The sequence below is a fragment of the Pedobacter sp. GW822-FHT03F06 genome, from assembly GCF_058801365.1.
This window is the reverse complement of record NZ_JBXANE010000003.1, coordinates 367,286-392,672: the sequence shown is the minus strand read 5'-3', so window position 1 is coordinate 392,672 and position 25,387 is coordinate 367,286. Positions and strand designations below refer to the sequence as shown.

Here is a 25,387-nt window from a genome sequence, read left to right as displayed (position 1 = left end):
AGATATGAGCCTACAGATTTTTCCTTATTCTTTGGTGCGTTATGCAGGATTAGACCATCACCTATTTGATCAGCTTAAATTGAAAGATGCTGAAAATCTTTTATCATCTTATAAAAAGCTCATAGATGAAAAGGAACAGTTAAAAAACAATTTCTGCGATGCTTTATATCCCGTAATAAATCTTCAGTTGAATGATAAAGTAAGACAGCAATTAATTGACCTTAAACGACAGGTTTTCAACGATAAAAATATTAATCACGATCATGTTTGTCTATTGCCAAAAGCGCTGCAGAATGATTTGCAAGCGTACTTAAATAAGAGCGAAGAACTTACTCTTTTCAAGAATAAGCATGCCCTAGATTTTGATAAAAAACAAAACCTTCAGCGAAAACTGATACAGGAAATAGTACAACGATCTGAACTGCAAAACGGACTTTTGTTATCGAGTCCATTGCTTTACGAGCGGTTATGCGGTTTTACTAAAAAGGATATGGATTGCTTTAAACAAAAAGAACACCGGGTGATGTTTAGCTTGTTAAGGTACCTCAGTAGGATGGCCTTTAAAACATCGCCTTTTAGCAGTTTTACCTATACAGGTTTAGCAACATTAGGAGCAGCAGGGAAGTTCAATACTATCCACGAAGTTAGTAGCCGCTTAAAATTAAATAATGCAATATTCGAATACCTCAAGTCAATATTAAAAAGGCATCCCTTGTTAAATGATCACTTGTTAATTAAACTGAATATAACAGCAAAAATTAAAGATGATAAAATCTGCTTTTTAAGCAATCTCAACAATATAGAGTGTTTTCAGGAAATCAATGCAATAGGTTTACAATTAGTAGTTTATAGACGATTAAATAAATGTCAGGAGCCTGTTCCGCTTAAAGAAATGATCTTAAATCTTTGCAGGGACGTTGAAAATTCAAGCTATGAAAGCATTAAAATATACCTTATCAAGATGGTTGAAGCAGGTATGCTTGAATTGAGCTTAGGGGTTTCGGGTATGGACGAAGAATGGGATCATAAACTACTGCTGTTTCTCGGGTCATTAAAAGGAGCAGAACCATCGGTAAGACCAATTATTGCACTTTTTGAAAACTTACAGAAATATAGGGATGAATATCCTTCAGCTACTCCTTCTGTGCGCTATGGGATTCTTCAGAACGCAGAAAAACAACTAAATAACGTTTTTGCTGAATTACAGCAAGAGGCTGGACTTCCGTTTTACACCAGTGCCTCCGATAAAAAGTTAACAGATAAAAATCCTGGAACAGCAACATTTTTAATCCATAAATTTATACCCTATTATTTTTCGTCCCGGCATATTTTTTATGAAGATTGCTTTACAACCGAAAAGCGAGAACTGCCGGAACAACAGGTAAAAGATTTCGTCAATAAAACAAACGAATTGATCAATTACCTGTTGCCGCTTGATGTAATGCGGAACGAGCGGAATAAAATGCGTGAATTCTTTTTAATGCATTACGTAGATAAAGAATCAATTGATCTGACAACTTTTTACAAAGACTATTATTTTCATGTAAAAAAGCCCGAAAAAGAGAGCGGATTGCTTCAAAATGCCGATTTTTCGCCATTAAAATATTGGAAGGATACCATTTTGGTGAAATTGTCGCAAATTGAAAATCCCGATAAAAACCTTATCAGTTTAGACGATAGGTTTTTTGCAGGCCTTCCAAATAACTTAGATCTACATAAAAATGCAACTGCAGGAATATTTGTTCAGTTTAATGGGAGCGAAAATGGTTTTGCTGGCGTTATCAATGCTATATTGCCTGGAATGGGCAAAGTAAGCGGTCGCTTTTTATCGCTTTTTGATCAAAAAATTACCGAAAGTTTTGTTCAGCACAACGAAAACCTTTATCCGGATAAAATTAAAGTAGAACTGAACGATGCCTCAACATTTAATGCAAACATCCACCCGCCATTATTGGCTCATGAACTTGAACTTCCCGGGGGCAACAACATTTATCCACCAGAGAGCCAAGTTAATGTACGCGATTTAAAGGTGAAGTACGATGATGAAAAAAATACACTAAAGCTTTATAAGGAAGATTCTGAATTATACATTTACGATTTAAGTTTAGAATCTTTTTACAATAGGTCTAATTTCTATCAGCTGCTTGCACATTTTAATCCTGATACCCGGGTGTCTCTACAGCCTTTTATTCAACTGGTTGATCTATTTTACCAGAGCCAACATCCTGTTCCCGATTTATTGGTATTACCCAGGATAGTTTATGCGGAAAATGTGGTCATTAGACGCAAAACATGGCGTATCAGAACAGCCACCATTCCTCAGCAGGATCAGACTGAAACAGATTTTGAATATTTCATCAGCTTAAATACTTGGCTCATTGACAATGAAATACCAAATGAGGTGTTTCTCTTTTTAAGAAAACGTGCTTATCAGGTTAAATCAGATGACAAAAGGGAAGGGCGACATGATGATTATAAGCCTCAATACCTTTCATTCCATAGCCCATTGCTGCTAGCCATGTTTAAGAAATTATTGGTAAGGGCTGGCAATTATATTACACTAGAAGAGGTATTTCCCAAGCCGGCGCAGAATAAGGTACAAGAATACCTGATCCAATGGTATAACAACTGATCAGCTTATGGAAAATCAACAATATAAGTGGTTGTCTATATATATATACCATCATGGAGATGCCAATCAACTTTTAAAACAGGTGGTTCATCCATTTATTCAGCAATGGAACGTGCCGTGGTTTTTTATCAGGTACTGGGAAGGAGGCGATCATATCCGTTTGAGGTTAAAGGCTGCGGAAAGTCGGCACGCTTTCATCATTCAGTCTCTTATTTTAGAAGAATCGATAATCAGGTCGATTAAGATTGCCGAATATGAGCCAGAGGTAGATCGGTATGGGAACTTGAAGAGCATGCCCTGGGCAGAACGTTACTTTGAACGTTCATCAGTTTACATCTTAAAATGGATTATGAAAAAGGAAGTTGATCAATCGCTTACGGCACAGGCCATAAAACTGCACCTGACATTACTATTTGCTTCCGGATGGGATAAAAAGACATTAATTGGTGTGTGTAATTTCTTTCTGGAAGGCTGGTTGCCTAAACTCTACAACAAAACAGAACCGAAGAGGCGGCAAAGGTTATTTTGGCTCAATACGTTTGAAGCTGTTTTTAAAATAGCTAAACCTCAAATGCTTAAAGCTGCAAGCCAGTTTTGGCAAGAACTAAATGCAAGAGAGATAGATAATGATTTTAACAACTATTTATCTGAAACCATCAGCGTAATGAAATTATATAATTCGAATGATTTTAAAGAAGATAAGTTAATTCAGGTAGTATCGAGCTTTATGCACATGAATAATAACCGCTTAGGTATTTCTAATTATGAAGAGGCTTATATTATGTACTGTATTTTAGCTTGCATTCAGTTTATCCATGAAAATCAATCGTATAAAAACTAATCATGTTTACAGCTAAACAGACCAAAAACTTAAAGGAACAGCTTTACGAAATTTACGATGAACTAAGCTTGAATTTTAAAGAAACTGATCAGGAACTCTGGTGGCCAACCCCTTCATACATCAACCCTGAAGAATACGAATTTAGGGAAAGTTATGATCTGTTTAATGGCAATTGCGGTATCGTTCTCTTTTTATTGAAATTATATCAGTTCGATGGAAATGTTGATCATTTGAGAATGGTAAATAAGGCCATGTGGCGGATCTTAAATGCTGAGCAGGTACTAAATCCAAAATTCTTTGCCTTGTACACCGGTTTGGGAGGAGTAGTCTATACCTGCCTTAAAATTTTTGAGGTTACAAATGATAGGTTTTACAAGGATAAAGCTTTAGCACTCACGTTAAATAATGAAAAACAGCTAACCGGATTATTAAAAACAGATCTGTTAAGTGGCTATACAGGTAATTTGCTGATGATGACGCTGCTTTATCACCATACCAACCACCCTAAAGTATTGAACATGGTGAAGGTGTTAGTTGATCGGCTAATAGTTGAGGCACGGATTTCTGAGCAGGGTTTAAAGTGGGATTGCTCCAGGTCAAAAAAAGCTTATGATAGCATGACAGGATTTTCTCATGGCGCGTCTGGCATTGCATGGGCATTGATGCAGGTTGGTCAATATTTTAATGCCTCGGGATTGATTTATCTTGCTGAGCAAGCTTTAGCGTACGAAATGCAGTATTTCCACCGGACTGTTAAAAACTGGCTGGATCTGCGTCTCGGTCCGCACCGTTTGAATAAACCTGATGTGCATAAATGGAGGCTGGAAACATTTTTACCCGAAATGACGAATGTAAATTCCTGGGCACACGGGGCAGCCGGAATCGGACTGAGCAGGCATATGGCACTGCAGATCTCACATGACGGAAAGTACGCAAAGGATTGTCAAAATGTACTTGAGCGCTGTTTGTGTGACCTGGAAAAGTTAGATCGTGCAGACTTTACCCTAGTGAGCGGCTATTGCGGGATGATCCCCTTTTTGTTAAACTATCGGATGAAAACGCCAATTGTTTCCATATTAGAGCATGCTGGAAATTTCTATCGAAAAACCAACAGTTATAATACTTATGTATCCTGCGGTGTCGATGATTATGGTCTTTTATCAGGGAAAGTGGGTGTTGGTTATGCAATTCTGTATACTTTGTCAGGCGCTGGTTCTGATAGCATCATGACCCCTAAAATGCCAAAAAATAAGCGAAAATCAGTACTTGAAAACCATTATGGTGAAATCAATGTCAAAAAGTCAATTTTCTCGAGGTATTATGTTAGAACTCTTGCGAAATTAAGGGGCTTTTCCGCGTTTGAGGGGAACGAAATTGAGGATTTCAGGATAAAACTTCAACTGGAAATTTCTAACACCCAGAATAGCGAAGCCGCGGCTGCTTTTGACCTTGAAAATCAACTGGTTGCTTTATGGAAGGAACATAAGGGTTATTTTAGCTTTAAACAAAAACATATGCATTCGCGTAAAAAGTTCGAAGAAAGCCTCCAACTCTCAGATCAAGATTTAATCGAACAATTTTTGAGCTTAAATGAACGTGTAAAACTTTATCGTCCGGACAGTAGGAAAGAAAATAAGATTCATTTACTCGTCAGTGAAGGAAACGAAATAAAAGAATTACAGGTTGGTGTACTGGCTTCAATAATTTTAATTGCAATAGAAAAAGGGGAAACAAAAGGTGTGGACTTTGTAAAATCGCTTCAATCTATGCTATTCGGCGAGAGTCCAACTGAAAAGGTCTTGGCTGAATTAGAAGCGAAAGTGCTTAAGCAAATCCGATTGTTGATTGAGGTAGGGTTTGTTGAAATAGCTGGTTATTGATTTCAACTGCCGAACGATCATCGCATCACTGCTAGGCAGTTTGAGTTAGCTTATGAGAATTGGTCAATACCGTCTGGCTTTTTTACCAGCATATCCAGTTTAACGATATTGTTTAATGGGAGGCAAAAAAAACATAAATATTTTTTGCAACATTGTTGCGATTACTTAACTTAGTGCTGTTGCAACCGGGGATAAGCCGAAACCCCGTAATCACCAGTAGGCGTCAATATTAATCAATTATTTTATGAAAAATCAATCAGGAAAAATCACTTTGAGCTTAGAAGACCTTAAAGTGGAAAGTTTTGTAACCAGTATCGAAAGTGAAGTGGCTATGCGTTTATCTGGCGGTTTAGGCAATGTATCGGAACCAACACATACCGAGCAAACGGATGATCACCATACACCACCTGTGAAATGTACCACAGTTATTTGTTAGGTAAAACGGTGTTTTCATATCAGGGCGCTTTAGGGCGCCTTGTTGGTTATCCATTGGATTCTTTGCAGAACCGTATATCTACAGTTTTTTGAGCGCAGCGGGGTTACATTGATAAGTTTGAAGAGGTTGCTGTAATACGTTTTGTTTTTAGGTTAAGATCCTATTTACGTTGCAGATCCATGGATATTCCGAATGTATGCACCATTAAATTTTAGGTCAATGCCTACCTTGATAAATAAGAGACGGTTTGATGACTTAGGACCTACGACTGAAAAACGGAACAGGATTTGTAAGTTTTTCATCAGCTCGGCGCGGAATTGGAAGGTGCCTTACAGAAGCAAAAACTACAATAGTGACGTAAACTGTGTATTTCAACTAAACTGGTCAGTCCGTTTCGGGCCAATCTTTACGTGAATCTGATTGCCGGGCAACTGCCTGAATTGCCCTTTTCCGCTGAACACATAGGATCACCGGTTTCAAATTTCTTCTCTCTTGCAAGCCCTCACTTTAACTCAGTCCTGCAGGATATCCCATCCTTTTCTCAAAACCAGCAGAACATATCACCAGAAAACACAGCTCTACGCCTCCAAAAAAGATGCCCGGAAGCGCTCAAATGCCATCTAATAGACCTAAGGTTATATTGAACATCATTTTAACGCCTGAACCTTTATTTTGGCTTGAACATAAAAAATAAAAGGGAATCACTTGTAGGGAATTCTGATCTATAGATCAACGCGTACAGTTTGGGCCGAAACGGCCCGTCAGTTTGCATCGAAATGGATGTCAGCTGACTCGTCCTGGATTTACTTGTCGTTTTTGATTTATAATAATAGAATAAGTTTACATTTTCCAGGTGGTAATACTGGAATAAGTTTACATCTCATTTCTGTTGATTCTGATATTACTTATAAGTATGCAATTCGTAATTTATTATTAAAAGAAAAGGTAAACCGGAAGCTATAGCACATCAATAAAAAGGAAAAAGCAAATGCAGTTTGATCTTTGAAAATCCTGCGCCGGTGGCCAAAAAGATCAAGTCGGTTTTGGTGCGAACGGTTATGGCAAATATGTTTGACATTGCAAATTGGGCTGCACAAAACAATTTGTTTAATCCGTTTTACCAATTTATTCTATTTATAAGTGTTTATAAACTAAGATGTTATAATAAAATTATGATTGGTGAGACGAGATCATCGACTGCGGTTTATCTACTGACTACTCATTTCAGGTTGTTCAATAGAATGAAAGTAATGACTGAACATTAAGGGTTTTGGAGGGATAAGGATTTGTGCGCACGTTTCAATCACATATTTACGGCGGATTGTTATAAAGCCACTTTAATTTAATAATCTGCAATTATTGTTTACATATCTCAGGCTGCTATAAAGTATGTTTGTGGATCAATGACGTCAATGTAGTATTAATCAGATACATCGTGTAAAGGGCGGTGCGTGATTAGGGTGATTTGATTTACAATCTAACAATAATGTTATATCTGGTTAATGCAATTAACAATCAAAATCTGAACAGTATAAATAATCAAAATTTATCAATTTAATTTACTTCAACTATTTTAATCTACCAAAATGAAAAAAAAACTGCTATGTGTGGCAATGAGCTTGTTAATTGCCAGCCTGTATTCTTGCAAAAGCAATCATACAGAAGATGTTGTGGAAAACCAAAAAAGTATTTCAGCAGACAAATTATCTAAGATCAAATCGCTTGGTTTTAGCACCGATAATGTAAAACTGGTTGAGGGTGGCTATCTTGTAGAAAATGATATCCTGTTGACCGAACAAAATCTAAATGAAACCTTTAATGGTACAAATCTAAATATCGCCAATACGGAGCAATACCGAACGACAAACATAGTTAAATACCTGCCTCGCGTAATCACTGTTTCTGTAACAAATCTTCCTCAGGTTTATGCAGATGCTGTTGATATCATGATCTCCAGATATAACGCTCTGGGTTTACGACTAAAATTTCAAAGAGCTGTGGCCGGAGTTAAAGGTAATATTGATGTTATCGGGTTCAATAGGGGAGTGGATGCTAATGGCTTCATTACCCTTGGGCAGGCTGGATTTCCAACATCATCGGGGCAGCCTTGGAATCAGATCAGTATGAATACCAATGTCTTAGCGTATGGCACAAATCCAAATGTAAATTATGTGGCTTCAGTTCTACAGCACGAGGTTGGCCACTGTATTGGTTTCCGCCATACTGATTACATGGACCGGAGATTTAGCTGTGGCCTCAAAGGTGCGGGTAATGAAGGCAGTGCTGGTTTTGGCGCAGTAAGGATCCCTGGAACTCCGTCAAGCCCAGATGCCGGGTCATTTATGTTAGCCTGTGCTGATGGTAACCGTACATTTAACGCAAATGATATAGTCGCCTTAAACTACCTTTATAAATAGGGATTGCTTTTAGATTGTTTTTAAAGTTCAGCTTTGAGGGGGTTGAATCATTTGTAGGAATGATCAATCCCTTTTTTAATATCCTTAACTTGGTGATAGAATTGACGATTAGGATGATTAGTTGAGAAAAGCTGGTAACACCAACCTGTTTTTATTTTAGCCTCAACTTAATTCTTATGTATATGGCCGGGTTCTAACGAACCCAACCATTAAGGTCAGTTTACCTTTTCGAATTGGAAAATATTAAAAGGTATTGAGGTTCCCTTAATTTTTAAGGCTACTACACCATGGGCTGGTACTTCGAAGCTTCGAGATTTATCTTTTGCAATACTGCCATCCTGGTGTGTCCATAGATTACGGATTTGATAACCTTTGGAACTATTGATTCCCACACTATCCAAATCTAAGGTAATATCGGTCTTTTCTGCAGATCTGTTTAGTAAAACTACACCGACGGCTCCGCTCATGGAAAAACCGAGAGGTTTGGCCCAGACTTCCAGGTCTCCTTGTTTTTGCAACCTTCTGGCCTGATAGCCAAAGGAGTCTTGATTGAGCGCAATAACCTCTTTGTTGGTAACCAAATTTAGGGTTTCATCGCTCATTTTCCTCAGATCGTTGCCCAGTAACAGCGGGGAGTTTAGGATGCACCACATGGTAAAATGCGATTTATCTTCTTCATAGCTCATGCCACGGCCAACTTGCAGAATATCCATATCGTTTATATGCCCCGGACTGCTATATTTCCACAGGTCGGCATTATGATCTATAATACGCAGTATAGAAGAAAAATTGTTTGAAATATCTCCGGAAATCCGCCAGGAATCGGCAATTCGTACCGCCCATTTACCTGGAAACTGCCAGCGGCAAATGTTCAGAATCACACTGCTTTTTATCGTTTTTATCTGGTTGGCAAGTTGTGTATATCGTAATTCCTCATCAAGCCCCATCTTTTCGGCACCACACCAATCTATTTTAATAAAGTCGAAATTCCACGTCTTGAGCATTAAGTTTAAATCCTGGAGATCATGTCCGTAAAGACCAGTGCCTACGCCAAGGGTATCTTTATCCCATATTGATGCACAGGTGTTTATACCCGCTTCAGCGTAAATCCCGGCTTTGAGCCCCTTGCTATGAATATAGTCAGCGAGCGACTTCATGCCAGATGGAAATTTTTTGGAATTGGTTAGCAGGTTTCCAATCGTATCTCGTCCACCAAAAAAGCCGTCATCAATATTGATGAAATTATAACCCGCATCTTTAAGTTTGCCAGATACAAGTTTATCAGCTTGTTGCTTAATCATATTTTCGTCAATGGCAATTCTGAAAGCATTCCAGCTTGCCCACCCCATGAGTGGCGTTTGCTGATGGGTGGATGACTGTTGAGCTGAAGTTGGTTGGATAAAACAAATATTGCATGGCAGCAAAAAAAGTAACAAGAAATATGGTTTCAAAGCTAATTGCATCATTAGAGTATTAAGGAATAAAAAAAATAGAAAGACGATGATATCGCTAAGAACGTATTTTAAATTTTAACGCACTCTGCTTTCCACGGTTTCTTCAGAGAGCCCTAAATTGTGGACGGTCTCTTTGCGGTTATAATTGGCTTCGGCTAAGTTCAAAAACCTGCCTTCTCTTTTCCCTTAAAGCCGCAACTTCTTTGTTAATAAGCATTTGTAATCATTTTTGCCCTGCTAAATCACCAGTCCTCTTATTGTTATAAAGCTGGTAAAGACTAAAAGTAGTAATGTACCGCTCATATAAAATAGAGAAGCTGTCGACGATCAATTATATTCATAAAATTTGAAAAACGCTTACCCAAAAAAGGGTTACACCATCCAATGTAACCCAGTTAACTAACCAAACATCACTATTGACGGATATCTTTCAAAAAATAGGCTTATATTATTTAAATGATCGTCAACTTAGTGTTTCCTGATAATCGGACAAACACTTCCGGTTTCATCAAGGTTTTTGAATATTATCACTACAAATCTAACTGTAATTCTAATTGTTGATGTTAATCAAAATGGTAAGTTCGTAAACCATAATGGCAAAGTATATTTTTGCTGTTTATGTCATCTCCCTTTAGATACTGGACATATTTGTATAAAGAACTACTTGATTTTTAGCTTATTTTTTTGAGATCATCATCTGGAGACAATGGCTTTTGGAATTGTGATCCGCTGGTGCAATATTGTAAAGTAAGGGGAGATGCCAATGCCATTGGTATTTAGTTTAAGTAATTAATAATAAGCATACAGAGAGAAATAATTGGGCTGGATTCGCTAACGGCTCGGTCTTTATCAAAAATGTTCAACATTGAATTGTCCTGTTGGTCATGTCACTAGTTTGACTTTTATTTTTTTAAGGCTTTGTAATGGGTATTAAGGAACAGGGGATAGGTGATGGTGTATTCAGGCCCTTTGGATGATTGGAAAATTATAGCGGACGGCTCATCAGACAACGCCATCCGCTTTATCGGCTATGAAACTAGCCTACTGCTCGCGAAGGGTGGTTGGGTCGGTCGCAGGTGCTGGTAATCCAAGTGCATCGAGGGCGGCAAATGCTGTGGAATCAGCACTAAAATCCCATTTTCTGAAAAATGCACTCAGGTTTTTTCCGCTTGTCAGACAGCTGATCACCATAAACTGCTTTTTCTCGTCCTCATCATTTGCCGTTGTAACTACATTATTCCGGTAATATTTATGAAGGTTTTGATAAAATACGGATCCGAAAGCGAGTTGGAGTTGTTGATACAAGGCATTGCGGTCAGCGGCTGACTCTACCGTTTTATCTGAATTTGGTTTGGCCAGGTAGCTAAATGCCCTGTCCCAGGAGGTAGTCGATATAGCCTTAAATGATGGGTTGACTGCTCTTCTGGCGGCATAGGAGTAAATATTGGGAACTACCTCTCCCATAAATGAAGGCGTCATTTTTGCCAACTGATGGTGGTGGCCCAATTCGTGAAGCAGTCCATGTGGATTATTGGTTAGTGTGGCATAGGTCAGTATGCGATTGATCTGTGTGTTGATAATCCTGATCCGGTATTGGGTCGCATCCATATAACCACTTGAAACCTCTGAAATCAAGAATTTTAGTTTCCTTGGTGCATTAATGTCTGAACTTCCGTCCATTCCGCTGTAATCATCTTCGTACTTGATATAATTGTCGATCAATGTTAGACAAGCCTGTTGATCTTCATCTTTATACAATAGGGCCTTTTCTTTTGAGACAGCAAGTATTACATTTTTCCCCAGTAATATTACCGTTGATGTTGTGGCACTGGTATCTGCGGAGAGCATATCAACCCATTCCTGGTGAGTGGTGGTGCCAAGCTTAAAAAATGGAATGGCCTGATAACCACTGTTGAATTTTATTTTCACCTGTTTGCCTGTCGGTGCTTTAGAGGCATAACGGATGTAAACTTCCCCAGTATTAGTCGGTGTAATTGAATTGACACCGAGTTGAAGCGGGTACGTTTTTACCGTATTGCGACTATAAGTTCCAATGATCAGTTCTGGAAGCGTTCCGGATCCGGTAAGCTCAGTGATGGTAACGGATAAGGGGGTACCTAATTTTGCACGCAAACCGACAGGTATAAAATCTGCTGCAACCAAAGAGGTTTTCAACCTTTCCTTTTCGGTTGCGGCAAAGGGTTTTTCTGTAAAGGTAAATTCTAGTTGGGGATTGTTCAGATTGTTTCCGCCGACAGCCGCTGTCCGGTTTGTTTTGAGGGTGATATCAGAATCGGCCTGATTTAAGGTAGTGTCTTTTTTACAAGATAACAGCGCAAAGGTGATGGCAAAGATGCCTGCTATCAGGTGTGTTGTCGAACTGCAGATCCGTAAAGAATGTGCTAAATTTAGTTTTTTCATAAGGGTAGTTTTAGTAAATGATTATATGTTTTATCTGATGTCCAATGTCGAGAATCAAAACCTGCCGGTTAAGTCGGACAGGCGATTTAATGATGAAAGTCAAGGCTCTGTAAGTATTTATCTTTTTGGTCAATAGCTAAATTAATCAGTTCTTTTTCGGATTTAATTAACGTAAGTGGTGATTAATTAAACCAAATTGTCAAAAAAATAAGACAGATGTAAAAAAATGATCTTAGCTGGCTGATACGCAACTCTTTGTATGCCTAAGGTTCTTTGCGGCTTTTCTTGAAACCAAAAAGGGATATGAAAACATTCTCTCGGTTAATATTGAATAAGGGTGGCAATTTTGTTTCCCGAATGTTTAGTCGTAGAGATGAATTGTTAACCTGCAAAATCGGACGGCACCCATAGGTAGGTTTTAGCAAATATCAAATGCCGGCATTTCACCTTGATATACTTTATTAACGCATAGTCTTGGCTTTAAAATGCCGATTTCCCAAGACAAATGCCGCTGTTTTCATTAATAAAACAGCGGCGGGTTTTTATTTGATTAAAAAATACTTGTTTATGATATTTCTATCGCCCTAATAGTTGATCACTGTTGGCCGGGCATATAACGTATCAATTGAATGCAGTGGCAGATAGGCTGTTCTGACTGTCAGCTTACCACTGCTCAACCCATTTGTGAGTACAGTCTGGTTAACAGACTTTGGCAAAGTTACGGTTATTGAATCTCCCCCAACTTTTGGATAGGTCACCTTGCCTCCAACGATAATGCTTTGAGCATCTGTTTCCGCAAGCCAATTAACTACTTTTACGCCACCCACGGTGACAATGTTCAGTACAGCACGGTTGCCCAAGCTGTTAATATAATTGTTGCCATAAGTCCTTCCCACGGCCTCTGATAGCACTGACCGGTGCCCCGAATTATCCAGTGTAGCCAACTGAAAGGTGTAAATCCCCTCCGCGAGATTGGGAATGTTTACAGCCTTGAATTTATAGTAGTCGACGGGCAATACTTCTGTTTCAGCAGAGTCGCGGCGGCTATTCCAATAAACCCTCATTTTCGTTACCCTTGCATCTGCTGTTAAAAAACATAAGATCTTTGCCCGGTTAAGACCGGCCTGAACATAAACCGAATCCGGCCTGCCGAGATAAACTTTTTCGGTCTGTTTTAAGTAGTCTTTATACAGCGGTGTCTTTGTACAGGAGAAGAACAGTAGGCTATAGAATAAACAGTATGCACTGTACCGAAGTTGATAGGTATGTCTTGTTTTCATCATCTAGGATTTATATTTCTGGTTATCATTATTGGATGCTCCCGAAAAAGGAGAATTCTGCAAAATAGACATATGGAACCCCGCCCCAGGTCGAAAGTGTTTTCCATCGCCAATAGCGGTAAGCCCCAGAAGTAGGGTCTACCTCGAATTCTTCACCATTCTTAACCTGATCTGAATCTGCAGTTGTGATCTGTCCTTGAGGCAGACCAGATGGCTTTAGGGAATAGAAGGTCCCCACTTTCGTCCAGCTATTGAACAAACCGTCAGTTCCCGGATTATTACTTCCCCATAGTTCCCATGAAGATGGTTGGCCAATGCCAAATATGGTACTGGCTGAATTTGCATCGCCATAAAACATAAATCTGCTCAATTTCGCTTTAACCCCCATGTCCCAGGTGAACCACTGGGGCATTGAACTTGCCGTAGAGGTATGAAATATTGTACCCGTACCGCCCCAAATATTGTCCCAGAGAACAGGCATGGCTCTGGCCCTGCTAGCACCTGTGTGTGGCACATAGGTATCTGAAGCTAAATTATATTGTTTGAATAATGCTTTATTAAATTGTATTTCCGATACGGGCAAGCATGTTTTGACCAAAGTATCGGATTTATTGTTCCACCTGTCTGTGATATACAACGCAAAGTCTGTATTGACCATGGGGTATCCACGCAGCCTGATTCTGCCGCTTTTTTCTTTGGTATAAGTGGTCTGCACGATCTGCCATTTACCATCGGTATCTTTCGTCATTGTACGCATGATGAGGTTACTTCCTGTTGGATTGGCATAGTCGATATTTATTCCTCCGTAGGTAGGGTACAACTGTTGGTTGTTCTTTATGCTATCCAGTACTGCCTGATGGGCAGGTTTTAAGGTTTTGATTTTGATGTTGACGGGCAGTGATTCAACTTCTCCAACACTTACAGCATTAACTCGGACATCGTAATCGCCCGCTTTTGCATAACCTTCTATGGTGAGCGAATTATTGTATATCGTAGCCTTAGATTCTCTCACTGTACCGTTATCTATTTTATATGTCGCTTTTACATATCTCACGTCATCACCTTGAGGTATATTATATTTCAAAACTGCTCCACCTGGAATCGGCTGGCTGGTAATGCCTGTTACCTCAGCGGTCGCTGCTCCGATACGCAGCGGCTCAGGGCTTTCTGATTTGCCGCACGAGAGGCAAATGCTGATTATGCCTAACGTTAATAATTTTTTATGTCCGTTCATTTTTAGCTGTTTAATTTCATAGATTACCATTCTGGATTTTGGCTCAGATTGGCATTCCTTCTCAATTCGTTAATTTCCAGAGGCCACAGGTAATCTCTCGTACCGAACTTCCGGCTATAGAGTGTCTGTTGCCGGTAATACTGCTCTGGATTGGTCTCACGTATGCTCCAGCCCGTAATGTTTGTGTTCAGCACACTGGTCGCAGTTTTCCAGCGCCGCAGATCCCAGAAACGTTTACCTTCAAACATTAATTCTATTCCGCGTTCGCGTTGGATAATCTCCCTCAGTCCAGATTTACTGCTTGGTTTTGCTGGGCTACTGGAAAATGCGGCCCATGATTCCTGTACCCCCTTCAATCCTGCTCTTGCTCTAACCAGGTCTAAATACTTGTAAACCTCCGCGCTTGGTCCAGAACTTTCGTTAAGTGCCTCGGCGTAGAGCAGGTATAGGTCTGCAAGGCGTATTATTGGTGCAGCGTATTCGTAAACAGTATAAGCATTTGAAGCTCCTGAAACGTTTCGGTAGCTGACCAGCTTTTTTGGTGTATACCCGGTGGCACAATAGTCTGTAGGATTTTGTATCCCTACGTTTCCACCAACCTTATAGTTGGTACTGAAGGCGAGATTGTCGTTGGTTTGGCTGCTCATGAAATACCGTCCACCATCAAAAGAAAGCGATGCATAGAAGCGGTCTTCACGGTCAAAATGGAGACCTACAGTTGTGTATCCAGGTATGAGATTGTAGAAATAAGGTGAGTTTCCATTAGGCACGTTGCGCAAAGCGAATCTTCCAGCATAATCATAACTAGGGTCTTCCTCTATAGGCACGCCGTTTTTACTGTAAAATAATAAAGCCATATTAATTGTTGCGCTGATCGAACCGATCAATGAGGTATTGGTCGCAAATGCAGGATCGTAGCTCCGAGGTGTGGCTAAGGCCTGAAACGCCTTATCAGCTCTGGATCCGTTGTTCACCCAGATCTGCTCCGTATTACCCTGGCGTTCTGTTATTGCTTCCCTATAACTCATTTGATTTCGTGTAGATTGCTGTGGAGCTGTCGTCATCGTGGTAAGGGGGGACCAGGAAAAGAGACGTCTCCCCTTAGATTCTGCAAATGACACCGCCTCTTTACAGGCGTTCGCTGCGTCGCTCCATTTTTTTTCACTATAAATGTTGTTGATAAAGTGTTCCCCCGCTTTGTTTTTAAAGTTAGGATAGTCTTGGTTGCCATTAAAGAGAGGGCTTGCGGCAGTAACCATGATTTCAGCTTTTATGGCATAGGCTATAACTTTACTAATCCGACCATTTTCGGTTGTCACCTCGGTAATGTCGTCTGGCAGATTGACAATTGATTTATCAATCAGACTGATGATGTAGGAAGTGCATTCGTCGACTGGCTTACGTTCGAGCTGCGTTGCTGATGATTGGGCATAGGATTCTACATTCGTATCCATAATATGGATGGGGCCATACATCCTCATTAGATAATAATGATAATAGGCTTTTAAAAAGGTGACCTCTGCTGCCCATCGATTTTTTTCAAAAGCATCCATGTCTGGCACAGACTGTATATTTTCCAGGAAAATATTGCAATCCCTGATCCCGTCCCAGAGATCTTTTGCACCCTTCGTCCCGTTCCAGTAGTTGTTCAATGGAGCATCTGAATTCTGGTTTCCAAGAGCAATATACCAGTTGGGATATTCGGTTTGCGTAAAATTTGTAGTGGAATTGAGCCAAAGCTCATCACCTGATAAATAGGCTGGATTTGCAGAAAAACTCCCGTTCGCAGGCATTCTGCTATAGCAGGTGTTCAGGTAGCGCAGGGCCATTGTGCGCATAGAGAAAGCGTTGCTGAGCTGTGGGGTATTATCGGGTATAATATCGATGAATTTTTTACAGGACGTCAATGTGCTGATGATAAAGATCATTGCGATGAATATGATTTTCTTGTTCATTGGATTGCTTTTAAAGATTGAGTAACATGCCGGCATTGAAAACTTTTTGCAATGGATAAGCAAGCCCATTATTCCCCATCTCTGGATCCCATTCCTTAAATGAGGTGAAAACAAAAAGGTTAGTTGCACTTGCGTAAAATCTGAGGCCACGAAGGTGAATGCGTTTGATAAATTTTTCCCCGAGTTTAAAACCTAGTTCAACCTGTTTTAGCCGTAAAAACGAGCCGTTCCTCATCCAGTAGGTACTGGGTTGTGTGTTATTGCCGAATGGGCTTGCACTTAAACGTGGCCAGAAGGCATATAGGTTTTGGTTATCCTCGCTCCAATAACTATCGGCGACTGTTCGGAGTACTGCCCGTGGCGCGTTCGCGCTACCGAAAGGTGCAATGTCTGACGGCTGGATAAACAGTGATGTAGCTCCAACGCCCGAGAAGAAAAAAGAAAAATCGAATCTTTTGTATCCGGTTGATAATCCGAAACCATAGTTGAGCCCGGGTGTCTGCGGAAGGCCGATGGGCATGGTATCATCGGAATTGATGATGCCATCGTTATTCGCATCAAGGTATTTGATGTCGCCTCCCCGTGCTACGCCTCCTAGAGCACTCTGGCTGGGACTGTTAAACACTTCTTCATCATCGGCAAATAATCTTTCTGCTATATAACCTCTCACTGTAGATGCTGCTGTTCCTATTCTGGTCTGATATGGATATTTATAATTGGCTTCTTCATATTTTGTATACCTGCCTTGAGAAAAGGTGACCGTTGCTCTTCCCTGAATCCATAGGCTACGGTTAATATTATAATTACAGGTAGATTCTATATCTATTCCCTCGGAACGATATCCGCCCAGATTAGCAAGTGGCGTATTGGAAAACCCGAGCGCATCGGGTACGTTGGCACGCTCCTGGACAATATCATTACGGTCCTGCCTGTAGAGTTCTGCAGTCAGGTTAAAGGCATTGTTAAAAAGGCCTAGGTCCAGCCCTAAATTTGTCTGCCTCGAGACTTCCCATCTTACCTCGGGATTAGCATATCTGTTTATGGATATACCATTTGTGGTGGTGAGTGCGCCGGGGATGCCGAAAGAATAAGCTCTCGCCGCATCGTTTAGGTTTACATCTGAGAGATAAAAAAAGCGTGTATTGGAGATGACATCATTTCCGACCAGGCCATGGGTTGCCCTCAGGCGCAGGTTGCTTACAATTTTTTGTAAGGGTTTCAGGAAGCTTTCATTACTGATTGTCCAGGCAATACCGGCAGACGGAAAGAATCCCCACCTTGCTTTCTTGTCAAACCTTTCCGAACCGTTATAACCAAATGCAAACTGAATATGATATTTCGAATCATATGCGTAGGTAAAGCTGCCCGAATAACTGACATTCCTGAAAGGTAATGTACTGGTAACGGTCAGGTTGCCATCATCTCCGGTAGGCTGGGTGAGCCTGTTGCGGATGGTATTAATGACCATTGCTGTAACGGCATGTTTTTCGGCAAATACCCGCTGATAATTCAAAGCATTTTCCATATAAAATATCGCATTCAACCCCCGGCCGTTTACCGAGAAATCAAGTGTTTCGGTTCCGGCTAGGTTTCCTGATGGATTTAAGTTTGTATAGGTTATCGCACCCGTAACACTATTCACCACAGGTTGATAAAAATATGGAGAATATTGCCGGATAACCTGATACTCCGATGCCCGGGTGATGTTTGTTAACAGCCGGTAGCTGAAACCCTCCGAAAGGATACTGGAGAGGTCCTGTCGGCCTTCAATTTGGATCTGAAGGTTATTTGTATTCCGCTGCTGATAGCCCCTCACTATTGCAGCATATGGATTTGCATAGTTACCAGTTCCAAAGCCTCCAAAGAGTGGATGGCGGATATAAGACTGCTCTGGACCAGGTTGGTAGACCGGCTGAAACAATACCGGGCTAGCATTGAGGGCGAGGGTATAGGCTTGAGAACCTGTAACTGGTGGGCCGTTATAAATTTGCAGATTTCCAATTGTCCTTACCATCAGCTGGGTGGTCTTGGTAAGGTTAAGATTAATATTACTGCGAATATTGTAGGTCTTGAAATCTACATTGCTATTGAAGTTATTAATAGGATTGACTTTTAAAAGGCCATTGTCATCTGTTAAACTCCCACTTACAGCGTAGCTCACCAGTTTACTTCCTCCGGATACACTAAGGCTGTAATTTTGGGTGCTGGCATGGTTCTCTGTTACCATATCAAGCCAATTAATTGCCGGGTACAGTATTGGATTTGTACCGTTGGAGGTCAGTGCAATCTTCTCTTCAGAATAAGGTTGGATTGCCAAAGGGTCCCGCGTTTGTACTGCCTCATTGTTCATCTTCATAAAGGTGACCGGATCTGCAGTCCTTATTTTCTCAGTGGGGACTGAAATTCTGGTTTCAACCCTTGCACTTATTTTCGGAGGTCCTTCAACCCCCAACTTCGTAGTGACCAAGACTATTCCATTTGCTCCTCTGGAGCCATACACGGCTGTCGCGGTAGCGTCTTTCAAGATCGAAAATGATGCAATGTCATCCGGTGGTAATCTTGCGAGCTGGTCGGTAGTTACCTCCATGTTGTCAATCAGGATGAGGGGAGTTTGATTTACACCAAAAGTACCCAGCCCCCGGATAAAGAAGTCTGCATTGTCACGGCCTGGTTCGCCGCTGCGCTGAAAGGATACAATTCCAGCAATGCGCCCCTGCAGTGCTGTGGTCAGGTTGCTTGAAGGAATTTTTAGATCTTTTGGTGATATTGAACTGATTGAGCCAATTACATCTGTTTTCTTCTGGATGTTTCCAAAAGCTGTAACTACCACCTCTTCTAGCTCGTTTTTGTCTTCCAGTAATATAACATCAATTACACGTTTTGTTCCGACCTGTACTTCTTTTTTTAGGTAGCTTACCATTGAAAAGATGAGTACAGAGTTTTTCGGAACACTCAGTACATATCGTCCGTTCAAGTCTGTAGATGTGCCTACAGTTGATCTGCCCTTGAGGTTAACTGATACACCTGGTAGGATTTGGCCCTGGTTATCTTTAACAATTCCGATGATCTGGATATCATTTGAACCAGCTGAACTTGTAAGCTTAGGCGCTGTTACCGATGCTTTTATCAATAACCTTTTGTCGGATAGGGTCCAGGTAACATTTTTTTGGGGGAATAGCTTGTCGATTACTGAAGCAAAGTCAGCGCCCTTGAGTTCAAGGTCGATCGGCCGTGCAGAACTGATTAAACTGCTATCGCAAACCACTACGTAACCAGTCTGCTTGGTAATTTCACTGAAAACGGCTGCTAATGTAGACTGCTTTTTCGAAAAAGTAATGGTTTGTGCGCTAATCTGAGCAGAAAATAATAGCGACATTATTATTGCCAAAATAAATACGGCCCTATGTCTGTAACAGCAGGAAGCCCTGGTTTTTGTTTGTAATGTTGATTTCATAAATGTTAGTTGGTCGTTTATCTGATTGTTTAATTGTTTTCTTTTCAAAGCAAGACGCATGACGCTGCTACCATTGTAATCCGGTTGCCTCAATAGAAATTGTTTATTACGAATATTTTGCTCTCGCCCTGCTCCAATAAATCGCGCTTTGTTGTAGGACAGCGCCGGGTTAATGATCCGTCTTTCATGTTTGGCGAAGTCAGGTTATGTTCATTCTGCAGGCCCTCAGATACCTTGCCCGTTCATCGCTTCCAACTTTTTAACGTCAGCGTGAGGGTCAGAATTTTCCATTTATTTTTTTTGTTGCCGCTCAAGCTCAACGTTCACAGCCATAAGTCCTTCTTGTGTAAGGATAATTTCAAAAGAAACCTGCGCAAAGCATTGTAAATTAGCTATGTTTGAAGGTAGTATAAAGCTGATTTTCTGTTGATTACTATCCAGGATCACGCCTTTTCCTTTCATTTTGTCTATTTTTATTATTTTACCCAATCTGGTTTTCACAACGGTTATTGTAAATCATAATTATTATCCGCCATTGGTTTTGGCCCACCTACAATGGTATCGGATCAATTTGGTTAGTTGGCATTCCAAATTTAAAATGTCTGGATATTGCTCACTTAAAGGAGAAAAGCCAATGAGTAAATGCAATGAGCAAGATCTTACTTCAAAAGAGGTTTTGGGATGGCGTGCACGAGCGGAGGAGATGGTGGGTTAGTGGTCTGCCATGCATTTGAAGTGTGGGGTGTCAAAATGGGGAGCCCTTTATTATCCCACCTGTGTTTTTCAAAAAATGAACCTGAACATTTAAAGCCTGAGAACTATTTGGCCTAAAATAATCTGACAGCTTAGATGTGCTTGGAAAAGAATAGGGGGTAGGCCAACAGGTGTAACCCTTTATCTAACGAAATGTTACAAGATAAATATTCGTAAGCCATATATATGATACAGTTTGCATTGCCTAACTATTTCACCACAAAAATCGGATTAGCCATGCCGCTATCTGAGGGGGTGCTAAGATGGATTTTACTTCAGATACCATCATAACTCCCGCAGTTAACAAGATCGGCAATTTTGTACAGGATAGTGGTCACGCTCTGCTGTACCCTTATCCTGGCCGTGTGCTTATTTTGCTATACTCCTTTATATATTGGATGTTTTTGTTTAAACCTTATATTAAAAGAATCAATTAATTTGCAGTATGTTTCTCAGAACCTTGATTAGCGCTAAGATTTTTGGGCTTCGGCCTGCAATGATTGATTTATAAAAACTTCCGTCATCAAGCGTGAGCCAAACCCAGTTATATTGGGTAATAGCTAGGGGATAAGTATTAAGTATGCCATATGAAGCGTAATATTTTCCTTGAACGGGCAAGGTAAATCTGGGAATAATTTTTTTAGTTACAGCTCTTTACAAGCTTTAGCTAGCAATGCCATAAATTTAATGATCTGATAAAAATGAAACTGATTTCTTTCTTCTCTCTATTTTTTCTCTGTTTTGTATGTTCTGCTCATAAGCCTGAGTCGATGGCTGCCCTTATCGATAGGCAGTTTAAACTGGCGGCCGAACAATATAAGTTGCTTGCGAAAAATACGCCAATTGACAGGATGCCAAAAACATATTACTTCAATACGGGCAAATCAGAAACCAGTAGTTTGCAGTGGTGGTGCAGCGGCTTTTTCCCTGGATCGTTGATGTATATTTATGAGTATACACATGACACGGTAATTTTAGCTGAGGCAGAAAGAAGGCTCACCGTATTGGAAAAAGAAAAACACTATACCGGCAATCATGATCTGGGATTTATGATGTTTTCCAGTTTTGGTAATGCTTACAGAATTACTCGTAATAAAAAATATAAACCAACGATCGATACTGCTGCGCAATCACTATCAACGCGCTACCGGCCCAATGCAAAAGTCATCCAGTCGTGGAATGCCAATAAGATCTGGAAGGGGCCTGTAATTATTGACAACATGATGAATCTTGAGCTTTTACTCTGGGTAAGTGCGAATGGGGGGAATGCTGAATTTGCGAGGATTGCAATTAACCACGCTGACCGGACGATGGAAAACCATTTTAGGGAAGACTTCAGTTCTTACCATGTCGTCGATTATGATATGGCCACTGGCCGGGTAATCCGAAAAGCAACATGGCAAGGCGCCGCAGACAGTTCAGCTTGGAGCCGAGGGCAGGGCTGGGCACTTTATGGTTTCACGATGATGTACCGCTTCACAAAGGATAAAAAATATCTAAACCTTGCAAGGAATATTGCCAACTTTATTTTAAGCCATCCCGCGATGCCATCTGATAAGGTTCCGTATTGGGATTTCGATGCTGAGAATATTCCGGATACTTATCGTGATGCTTCTGCGGCGTCGATCATCGCTTCTGCACTGTTGGAGCTAGGCCAATATAGTAAGGGCAATGAAAGGACTTACTATATTGATCAGGCAGTTCAGATGATTGTAAGCCTTTCTTCTCCGCAATATACTGCAAAACCCAATGAAAACGGTGGCTTTCTGCTTTTACACAGTACGGGATCTGCACCATCGGGATCAGAAGTTGATGTTCCTTTGACCTATGCCGATTACTATTATCTGGAGGCGCTGGCCCGATACAAAAGGTGGTATTTGTAGCTAAAGGTAATATTTGGGTATCTCGCCTTCGCTGTGTGAATGACACTTTAGTTATTTTTTAAGCCTCGGCTATGGTATGTTTGCTAATATTGGGATACTCATCTGTAAGGAATAAAATTGACATGCATTATTCAATTTGTTATTCGTTCTACAAGCTAAATTCGATTATTTTCTTTCTTATGATGATCACATGTGGTGTAATATAAAATTCATTCTCGGTTTATTGCTATGCTTTAGCCTTCATCTTAAAGCGCAACAAAATGTCAGATTAATTAACAATTGGGAGTTTTTAAAGGGGGATTTAGGAGGGATCTGGGAAGCCGTCCGCCCCGTTAGTATAGGCAGTCCGGAAGCGGTACCCCTTTGGCAGAAAGTAAGTTTGCCACATTGCGTAAATGCAGAGGATGCGGTCGATCCTGATGTAAACTATTACCAGGGACCGGCTTGGTATCGTACACAACTAAACCTCTCAAATCCTTATCCAAACGGCAGAACGATCCTGCATTTTGAAGGTGCAGGGCAAAAAACAGAAGTTTATGTATATACCACCAAAGTGGGTACACATATTGGCGGTTATGACGAATGGATGGTTGACATTACTGATGCGGTCGCTGCTTTTAAAAAGACCGATGTTTATCAAAAGCAGTTTAAAGGTCAGGTTCCTGTCGCTGTGAAGACCGATAATTCAAGGGACCTCGAAATGATTCCTTCCAATCTATCTGATTTTAATATTTATGGCGGTATCTACCGCTATCTCAACCTGGTTTATACACCGTCACTTTCGATTGATAAAATGTTTGCCAAAGCAGAAGTAGATGTACAGGGTGATTTAGGTAAATTAAGTGTTAAGGCCAGATTTTATAATCCCGATCATGTGGCAGACGCAAATGTTAAATTAAAATTGGTTGCTCCAAACGGGAAAATTGTGAACGAGGCGGATAAAAAAATAGAAATTTCAAATGATTTGCAACTCTGGGATATTGAAATTAAAAAGCCAGTTTTATGGAGTGCCGATAAACCGTCACAATACAAATTGCAATATGAAGTAACCGCCTCAGCAGGCAATTACAAGGGAGAAGAGAAAATCGGTTTCCGTCATATCGAATTTGTAGAGAAAGGGCCTTTTAAGTTGAACGGAAAACGTTTATTGCTGCGCGGCACGCATCGCCATGAAGATCATGCAGGGGTGTCAGCAGCCATGACTGAAGGGATGATCCGGCAGGAAATAAAGATGATGAAAGATATGGGCGTTAATTTTATACGTTTGGGCCACTACCAGCAATCACGCATTGTATTAAACCTTTGTGATAGTCTGGGTATTTTGGTATGGGAAGAAATTCCCTGGTGCCGTGGCGGTTTAGGCGGCGATATTTACAAACAACAGGCCAAGAGGATGCTCACCAGTATGATTGAACAGCATTATAACCATCCGGCTATTATCATTTGGGGCCTGGGCAACGAAAATGATTGGCCAGGCGATTTTCCAGAATTTGACAAAGAAAAAATCAGGGCTTTTATGAAGGAACTGAATGACCTTTCCCACCAGCTAGATCAATCGCGTTATACCGCCATCCGCCGTTGCGATTTCTGCAGCGATATTGTAGATGTGTATTCGCCCTCCATCTGGGCAGGTTGGTACCGTGGTGCCTACACCGATTATAAAAAAGCTTCGGAAGATGAGTTTGCGAAGGTCAAACGGTTTTTACATGTAGAATGGGGAGGTGACAGTCACGCCTTACGCCATTCTGAAAACCCGGATAGGGCCCTGAGTAAGATTAAAACCGGAGGCAGTGCCGACGAAAGAGCTGGTGATGCCTCTTTATATGGCGGCGCAGCCAGGATTTCGAAAGATGGTGACTGGAGCGAATCGTACATCACGAACTTAATTGATTGGCACTTAAAGGAACAGGAAAGCATGCCCTGGTTAAGTGGGACCGCCTACTGGCCTTTTAAAGATTTCTCTACCCCTGTACGTCCGGATAATCCTGTGCCCTACGTGAACCAGAAAGGGGTATTGGAACGCGATTTCACCAAAAAAGAAGCCTATTATGTTTTTCAATCCTATTGGACAGAGAAACCGATGGTACACATCTACGGCCATACCTGGCCGGTACGATGGGGAGATGAAGGTGAAGAGAAAATGGTTAAAGTATACTCGAACTGTAGCGAAGCCGAAATTTTCCTAAACGGTAAAAGTTTTGGTAGCAAAAAACGCAACAGTCAGGATTATCCTGCTGCAGGCCTGCGCTGGAACCTCCCTTTTATAAAAGGCGAAAATACGGTTAAAGTAATCGCCAAAAAAGGAAATGAGGCCATAAAAGACGAAATTAAATTTACTTACCAGACCGAAAAATGGACCAAACCGGCGAAGATGGAGTTGAAGAAAATTGATCAGCAGGGTGATGTGGCTACTGTTGAGGTAAAGCTTTTCGATGATAAGGGCGTGCAGTGCCTGGATGCCATAAATTGGATAACTTTTGGGTTAACTGGTGATGGTAAATTAGTAGATAACCAAGGAACTTCGTCGGGCTCTCGCAAAGTGCAGGCCTATAATGGCAGAGCTATTGTTAAGGTAAAATTAAACAAAGGGCAAAGTGCCGTATCAGTGAGTGCCGAAGGATTGAAAACGATTGTTATGGGCATTTAGATTCCGGAAGAAGATCAGTTTGTTCATGTTCAGGATTGAAAAAATAACACTTATTGTGCTCGTTTTTATCCCCTGGACTATGTCGTCATTTTGTCTTATT

The 25,387-nt window shown here is 40.7% G+C and carries 14 protein-coding genes; 7 read left to right on the top strand and 7 right to left on the bottom strand.

Annotated features, from left to right (window positions below; genetic code table 11):
* Positions 1-4 precede the first annotated feature (4 nt).
* The 5 genes from AC1RJ8_RS07010 (at position 5) to AC1RJ8_RS06990 (ending at position 8,206) form a co-directional block, all read left to right on the top strand.
* On the top strand, positions 5-2,632 hold the full coding sequence (locus AC1RJ8_RS07010) for a lantibiotic dehydratase (protein ID WP_492952987.1): 2,628 nt from the start codon (positions 5-7) through the stop codon (positions 2,630-2,632).
* 7 nt (positions 2,633-2,639) lie between these two features.
* On the top strand, positions 2,640-3,473 hold the full coding sequence (locus tag AC1RJ8_RS07005) for a thiopeptide-type bacteriocin biosynthesis protein (protein ID WP_492952988.1): 834 nt from the start codon (positions 2,640-2,642) through the stop codon (positions 3,471-3,473).
* A gap of 2 nt (positions 3,474-3,475) precedes the next feature.
* On the top strand, positions 3,476-5,353 hold the full coding sequence (locus AC1RJ8_RS07000) for a lanthionine synthetase LanC family protein (protein ID WP_492952989.1): 1,878 nt from the start codon (positions 3,476-3,478) through the stop codon (positions 5,351-5,353).
* A gap of 244 nt (positions 5,354-5,597) precedes the next feature.
* On the top strand, positions 5,598-5,789 hold the full coding sequence (locus AC1RJ8_RS06995; RefSeq protein WP_492952990.1) for a pinensin family lanthipeptide: 192 nt from the start codon (positions 5,598-5,600) through the stop codon (positions 5,787-5,789).
* A gap of 1,586 nt (positions 5,790-7,375) precedes the next feature.
* Positions 7,376-8,206: a M57 family metalloprotease gene (locus AC1RJ8_RS06990; protein WP_492952991.1), complete on the top strand. Its 831-nt coding sequence runs from the start codon at positions 7,376-7,378 to the stop codon at positions 8,204-8,206.
* Positions 8,207-8,421: 215 nt separating this feature from the next.
* Here the strand turns inward: AC1RJ8_RS06990 and AC1RJ8_RS06985 are convergent, their stop codons facing one another.
* The 7 genes from AC1RJ8_RS06985 to AC1RJ8_RS06955 form a co-directional block, all read right to left on the bottom strand.
* A complete protein-coding gene (locus AC1RJ8_RS06985; protein ID WP_492952992.1) occupies positions 8,422-9,555 on the bottom strand; it encodes a glycoside hydrolase family 27 protein in 1,134 nt (377 codons plus the stop codon).
* Positions 9,556-10,701: 1,146 nt separating this feature from the next.
* The gene (locus AC1RJ8_RS06980) at positions 10,702-12,081 is read right to left on the bottom strand and encodes a M60 family metallopeptidase (RefSeq protein ID WP_492952993.1); all 1,380 of its coding nucleotides are present in this window, start codon (positions 12,079-12,081) and stop codon (positions 10,702-10,704) included.
* Between the two features lie 584 nt (positions 12,082-12,665).
* Positions 12,666-13,364 (bottom strand): DUF4998 domain-containing protein, encoded by a 699-nt coding sequence (locus tag AC1RJ8_RS06975; protein WP_492952994.1) that lies wholly within the window; start codon positions 13,362-13,364, stop codon positions 12,666-12,668.
* Between the two features lie 25 nt (positions 13,365-13,389).
* Positions 13,390-14,595 (bottom strand): DUF5000 domain-containing lipoprotein, encoded by a 1,206-nt coding sequence (locus AC1RJ8_RS06970; RefSeq protein ID WP_492952995.1) that lies wholly within the window; start codon positions 14,593-14,595, stop codon positions 13,390-13,392.
* A gap of 23 nt (positions 14,596-14,618) precedes the next feature.
* Positions 14,619-16,550 carry a RagB/SusD family nutrient uptake outer membrane protein gene (locus tag AC1RJ8_RS06965; protein ID WP_492952996.1) on the bottom strand — a complete coding sequence of 644 codons (1,932 nt, stop codon included), beginning with the start codon at positions 16,548-16,550 and terminating at the stop codon, positions 14,619-14,621.
* Positions 16,551-16,560: 10 nt separating this feature from the next.
* Entirely contained in the window at positions 16,561-19,926 is a 3,366-nt protein-coding gene (locus AC1RJ8_RS06960) for a SusC/RagA family TonB-linked outer membrane protein (protein WP_492952997.1), read from the bottom strand.
* A 369-nt stretch (positions 19,927-20,295) separates the two neighbouring features.
* Positions 20,296-20,466: a hypothetical protein gene (locus AC1RJ8_RS06955; RefSeq protein ID WP_492952998.1), complete on the bottom strand. Its 171-nt coding sequence runs from the start codon at positions 20,464-20,466 to the stop codon at positions 20,296-20,298.
* A 992-nt stretch (positions 20,467-21,458) separates the two neighbouring features.
* Between AC1RJ8_RS06955 and AC1RJ8_RS06950 the strand changes: the two genes are divergently transcribed.
* Entirely contained in the window at positions 21,459-22,640 is a 1,182-nt protein-coding gene (locus AC1RJ8_RS06950; protein ID WP_492952999.1) for a glycoside hydrolase family 88 protein, read from the top strand.
* 190 nt (positions 22,641-22,830) lie between these two features.
* Positions 22,831-25,287, top strand: a complete 2,457-nt coding sequence (locus tag AC1RJ8_RS06945) for a glycoside hydrolase family 2 TIM barrel-domain containing protein (protein ID WP_492953000.1) — start codon at positions 22,831-22,833, stop codon at positions 25,285-25,287.
* The last annotated feature ends 100 nt before the right edge of the window (positions 25,288-25,387 follow it).

What these genes read in the sequence shown, in the direction of transcription:
- AC1RJ8_RS06985 (WP_492952992.1), bottom strand. Translation starts at nt 9,555, where the DNA reads ATGGGGTGGGCAAGCTGGAATGCTTTCAGAATTGCCATTGACGAAAAT.
- AC1RJ8_RS07000 (WP_492952989.1), top strand. Translation starts at nt 3,476, where the DNA reads ATGTTTACAGCTAAACAGACCAAAAACTTAAAGGAACAGCTTTACGAA.
- AC1RJ8_RS06995 (WP_492952990.1), top strand. Translation starts at nt 5,598, where the DNA reads ATGAAAAATCAATCAGGAAAAATCACTTTGAGCTTAGAAGACCTTAAA.
- AC1RJ8_RS07005 (WP_492952988.1), top strand. Translation starts at nt 2,640, where the DNA reads ATGGAAAATCAACAATATAAGTGGTTGTCTATATATATATACCATCAT.
- AC1RJ8_RS06975 (WP_492952994.1), bottom strand. Translation starts at nt 13,364, where the DNA reads ATGATGAAAACAAGACATACCTATCAACTTCGGTACAGTGCATACTGT.
- AC1RJ8_RS06960 (WP_492952997.1), bottom strand. Translation starts at nt 19,926, where the DNA reads ATGTCGCTATTATTTTCTGCTCAGATTAGCGCACAAACCATTACTTTT.
- AC1RJ8_RS06955 (WP_492952998.1), bottom strand. Translation starts at nt 20,466, where the DNA reads ATGAAAGGAAAAGGCGTGATCCTGGATAGTAATCAACAGAAAATCAGC.
- AC1RJ8_RS07010 (WP_492952987.1), top strand. Translation starts at nt 5, where the DNA reads ATGAGCCTACAGATTTTTCCTTATTCTTTGGTGCGTTATGCAGGATTA.
- AC1RJ8_RS06945 (WP_492953000.1), top strand. Translation starts at nt 22,831, where the DNA reads ATGTGGTGTAATATAAAATTCATTCTCGGTTTATTGCTATGCTTTAGC.
- AC1RJ8_RS06950 (WP_492952999.1), top strand. Translation starts at nt 21,459, where the DNA reads ATGAAACTGATTTCTTTCTTCTCTCTATTTTTTCTCTGTTTTGTATGT.
- AC1RJ8_RS06970 (WP_492952995.1), bottom strand. Translation starts at nt 14,595, where the DNA reads ATGAACGGACATAAAAAATTATTAACGTTAGGCATAATCAGCATTTGC.
- AC1RJ8_RS06980 (WP_492952993.1), bottom strand. Translation starts at nt 12,081, where the DNA reads ATGAAAAAACTAAATTTAGCACATTCTTTACGGATCTGCAGTTCGACA.
- AC1RJ8_RS06965 (WP_492952996.1), bottom strand. Translation starts at nt 16,550, where the DNA reads ATGAACAAGAAAATCATATTCATCGCAATGATCTTTATCATCAGCACA.
- AC1RJ8_RS06990 (WP_492952991.1), top strand. Translation starts at nt 7,376, where the DNA reads ATGAAAAAAAAACTGCTATGTGTGGCAATGAGCTTGTTAATTGCCAGC.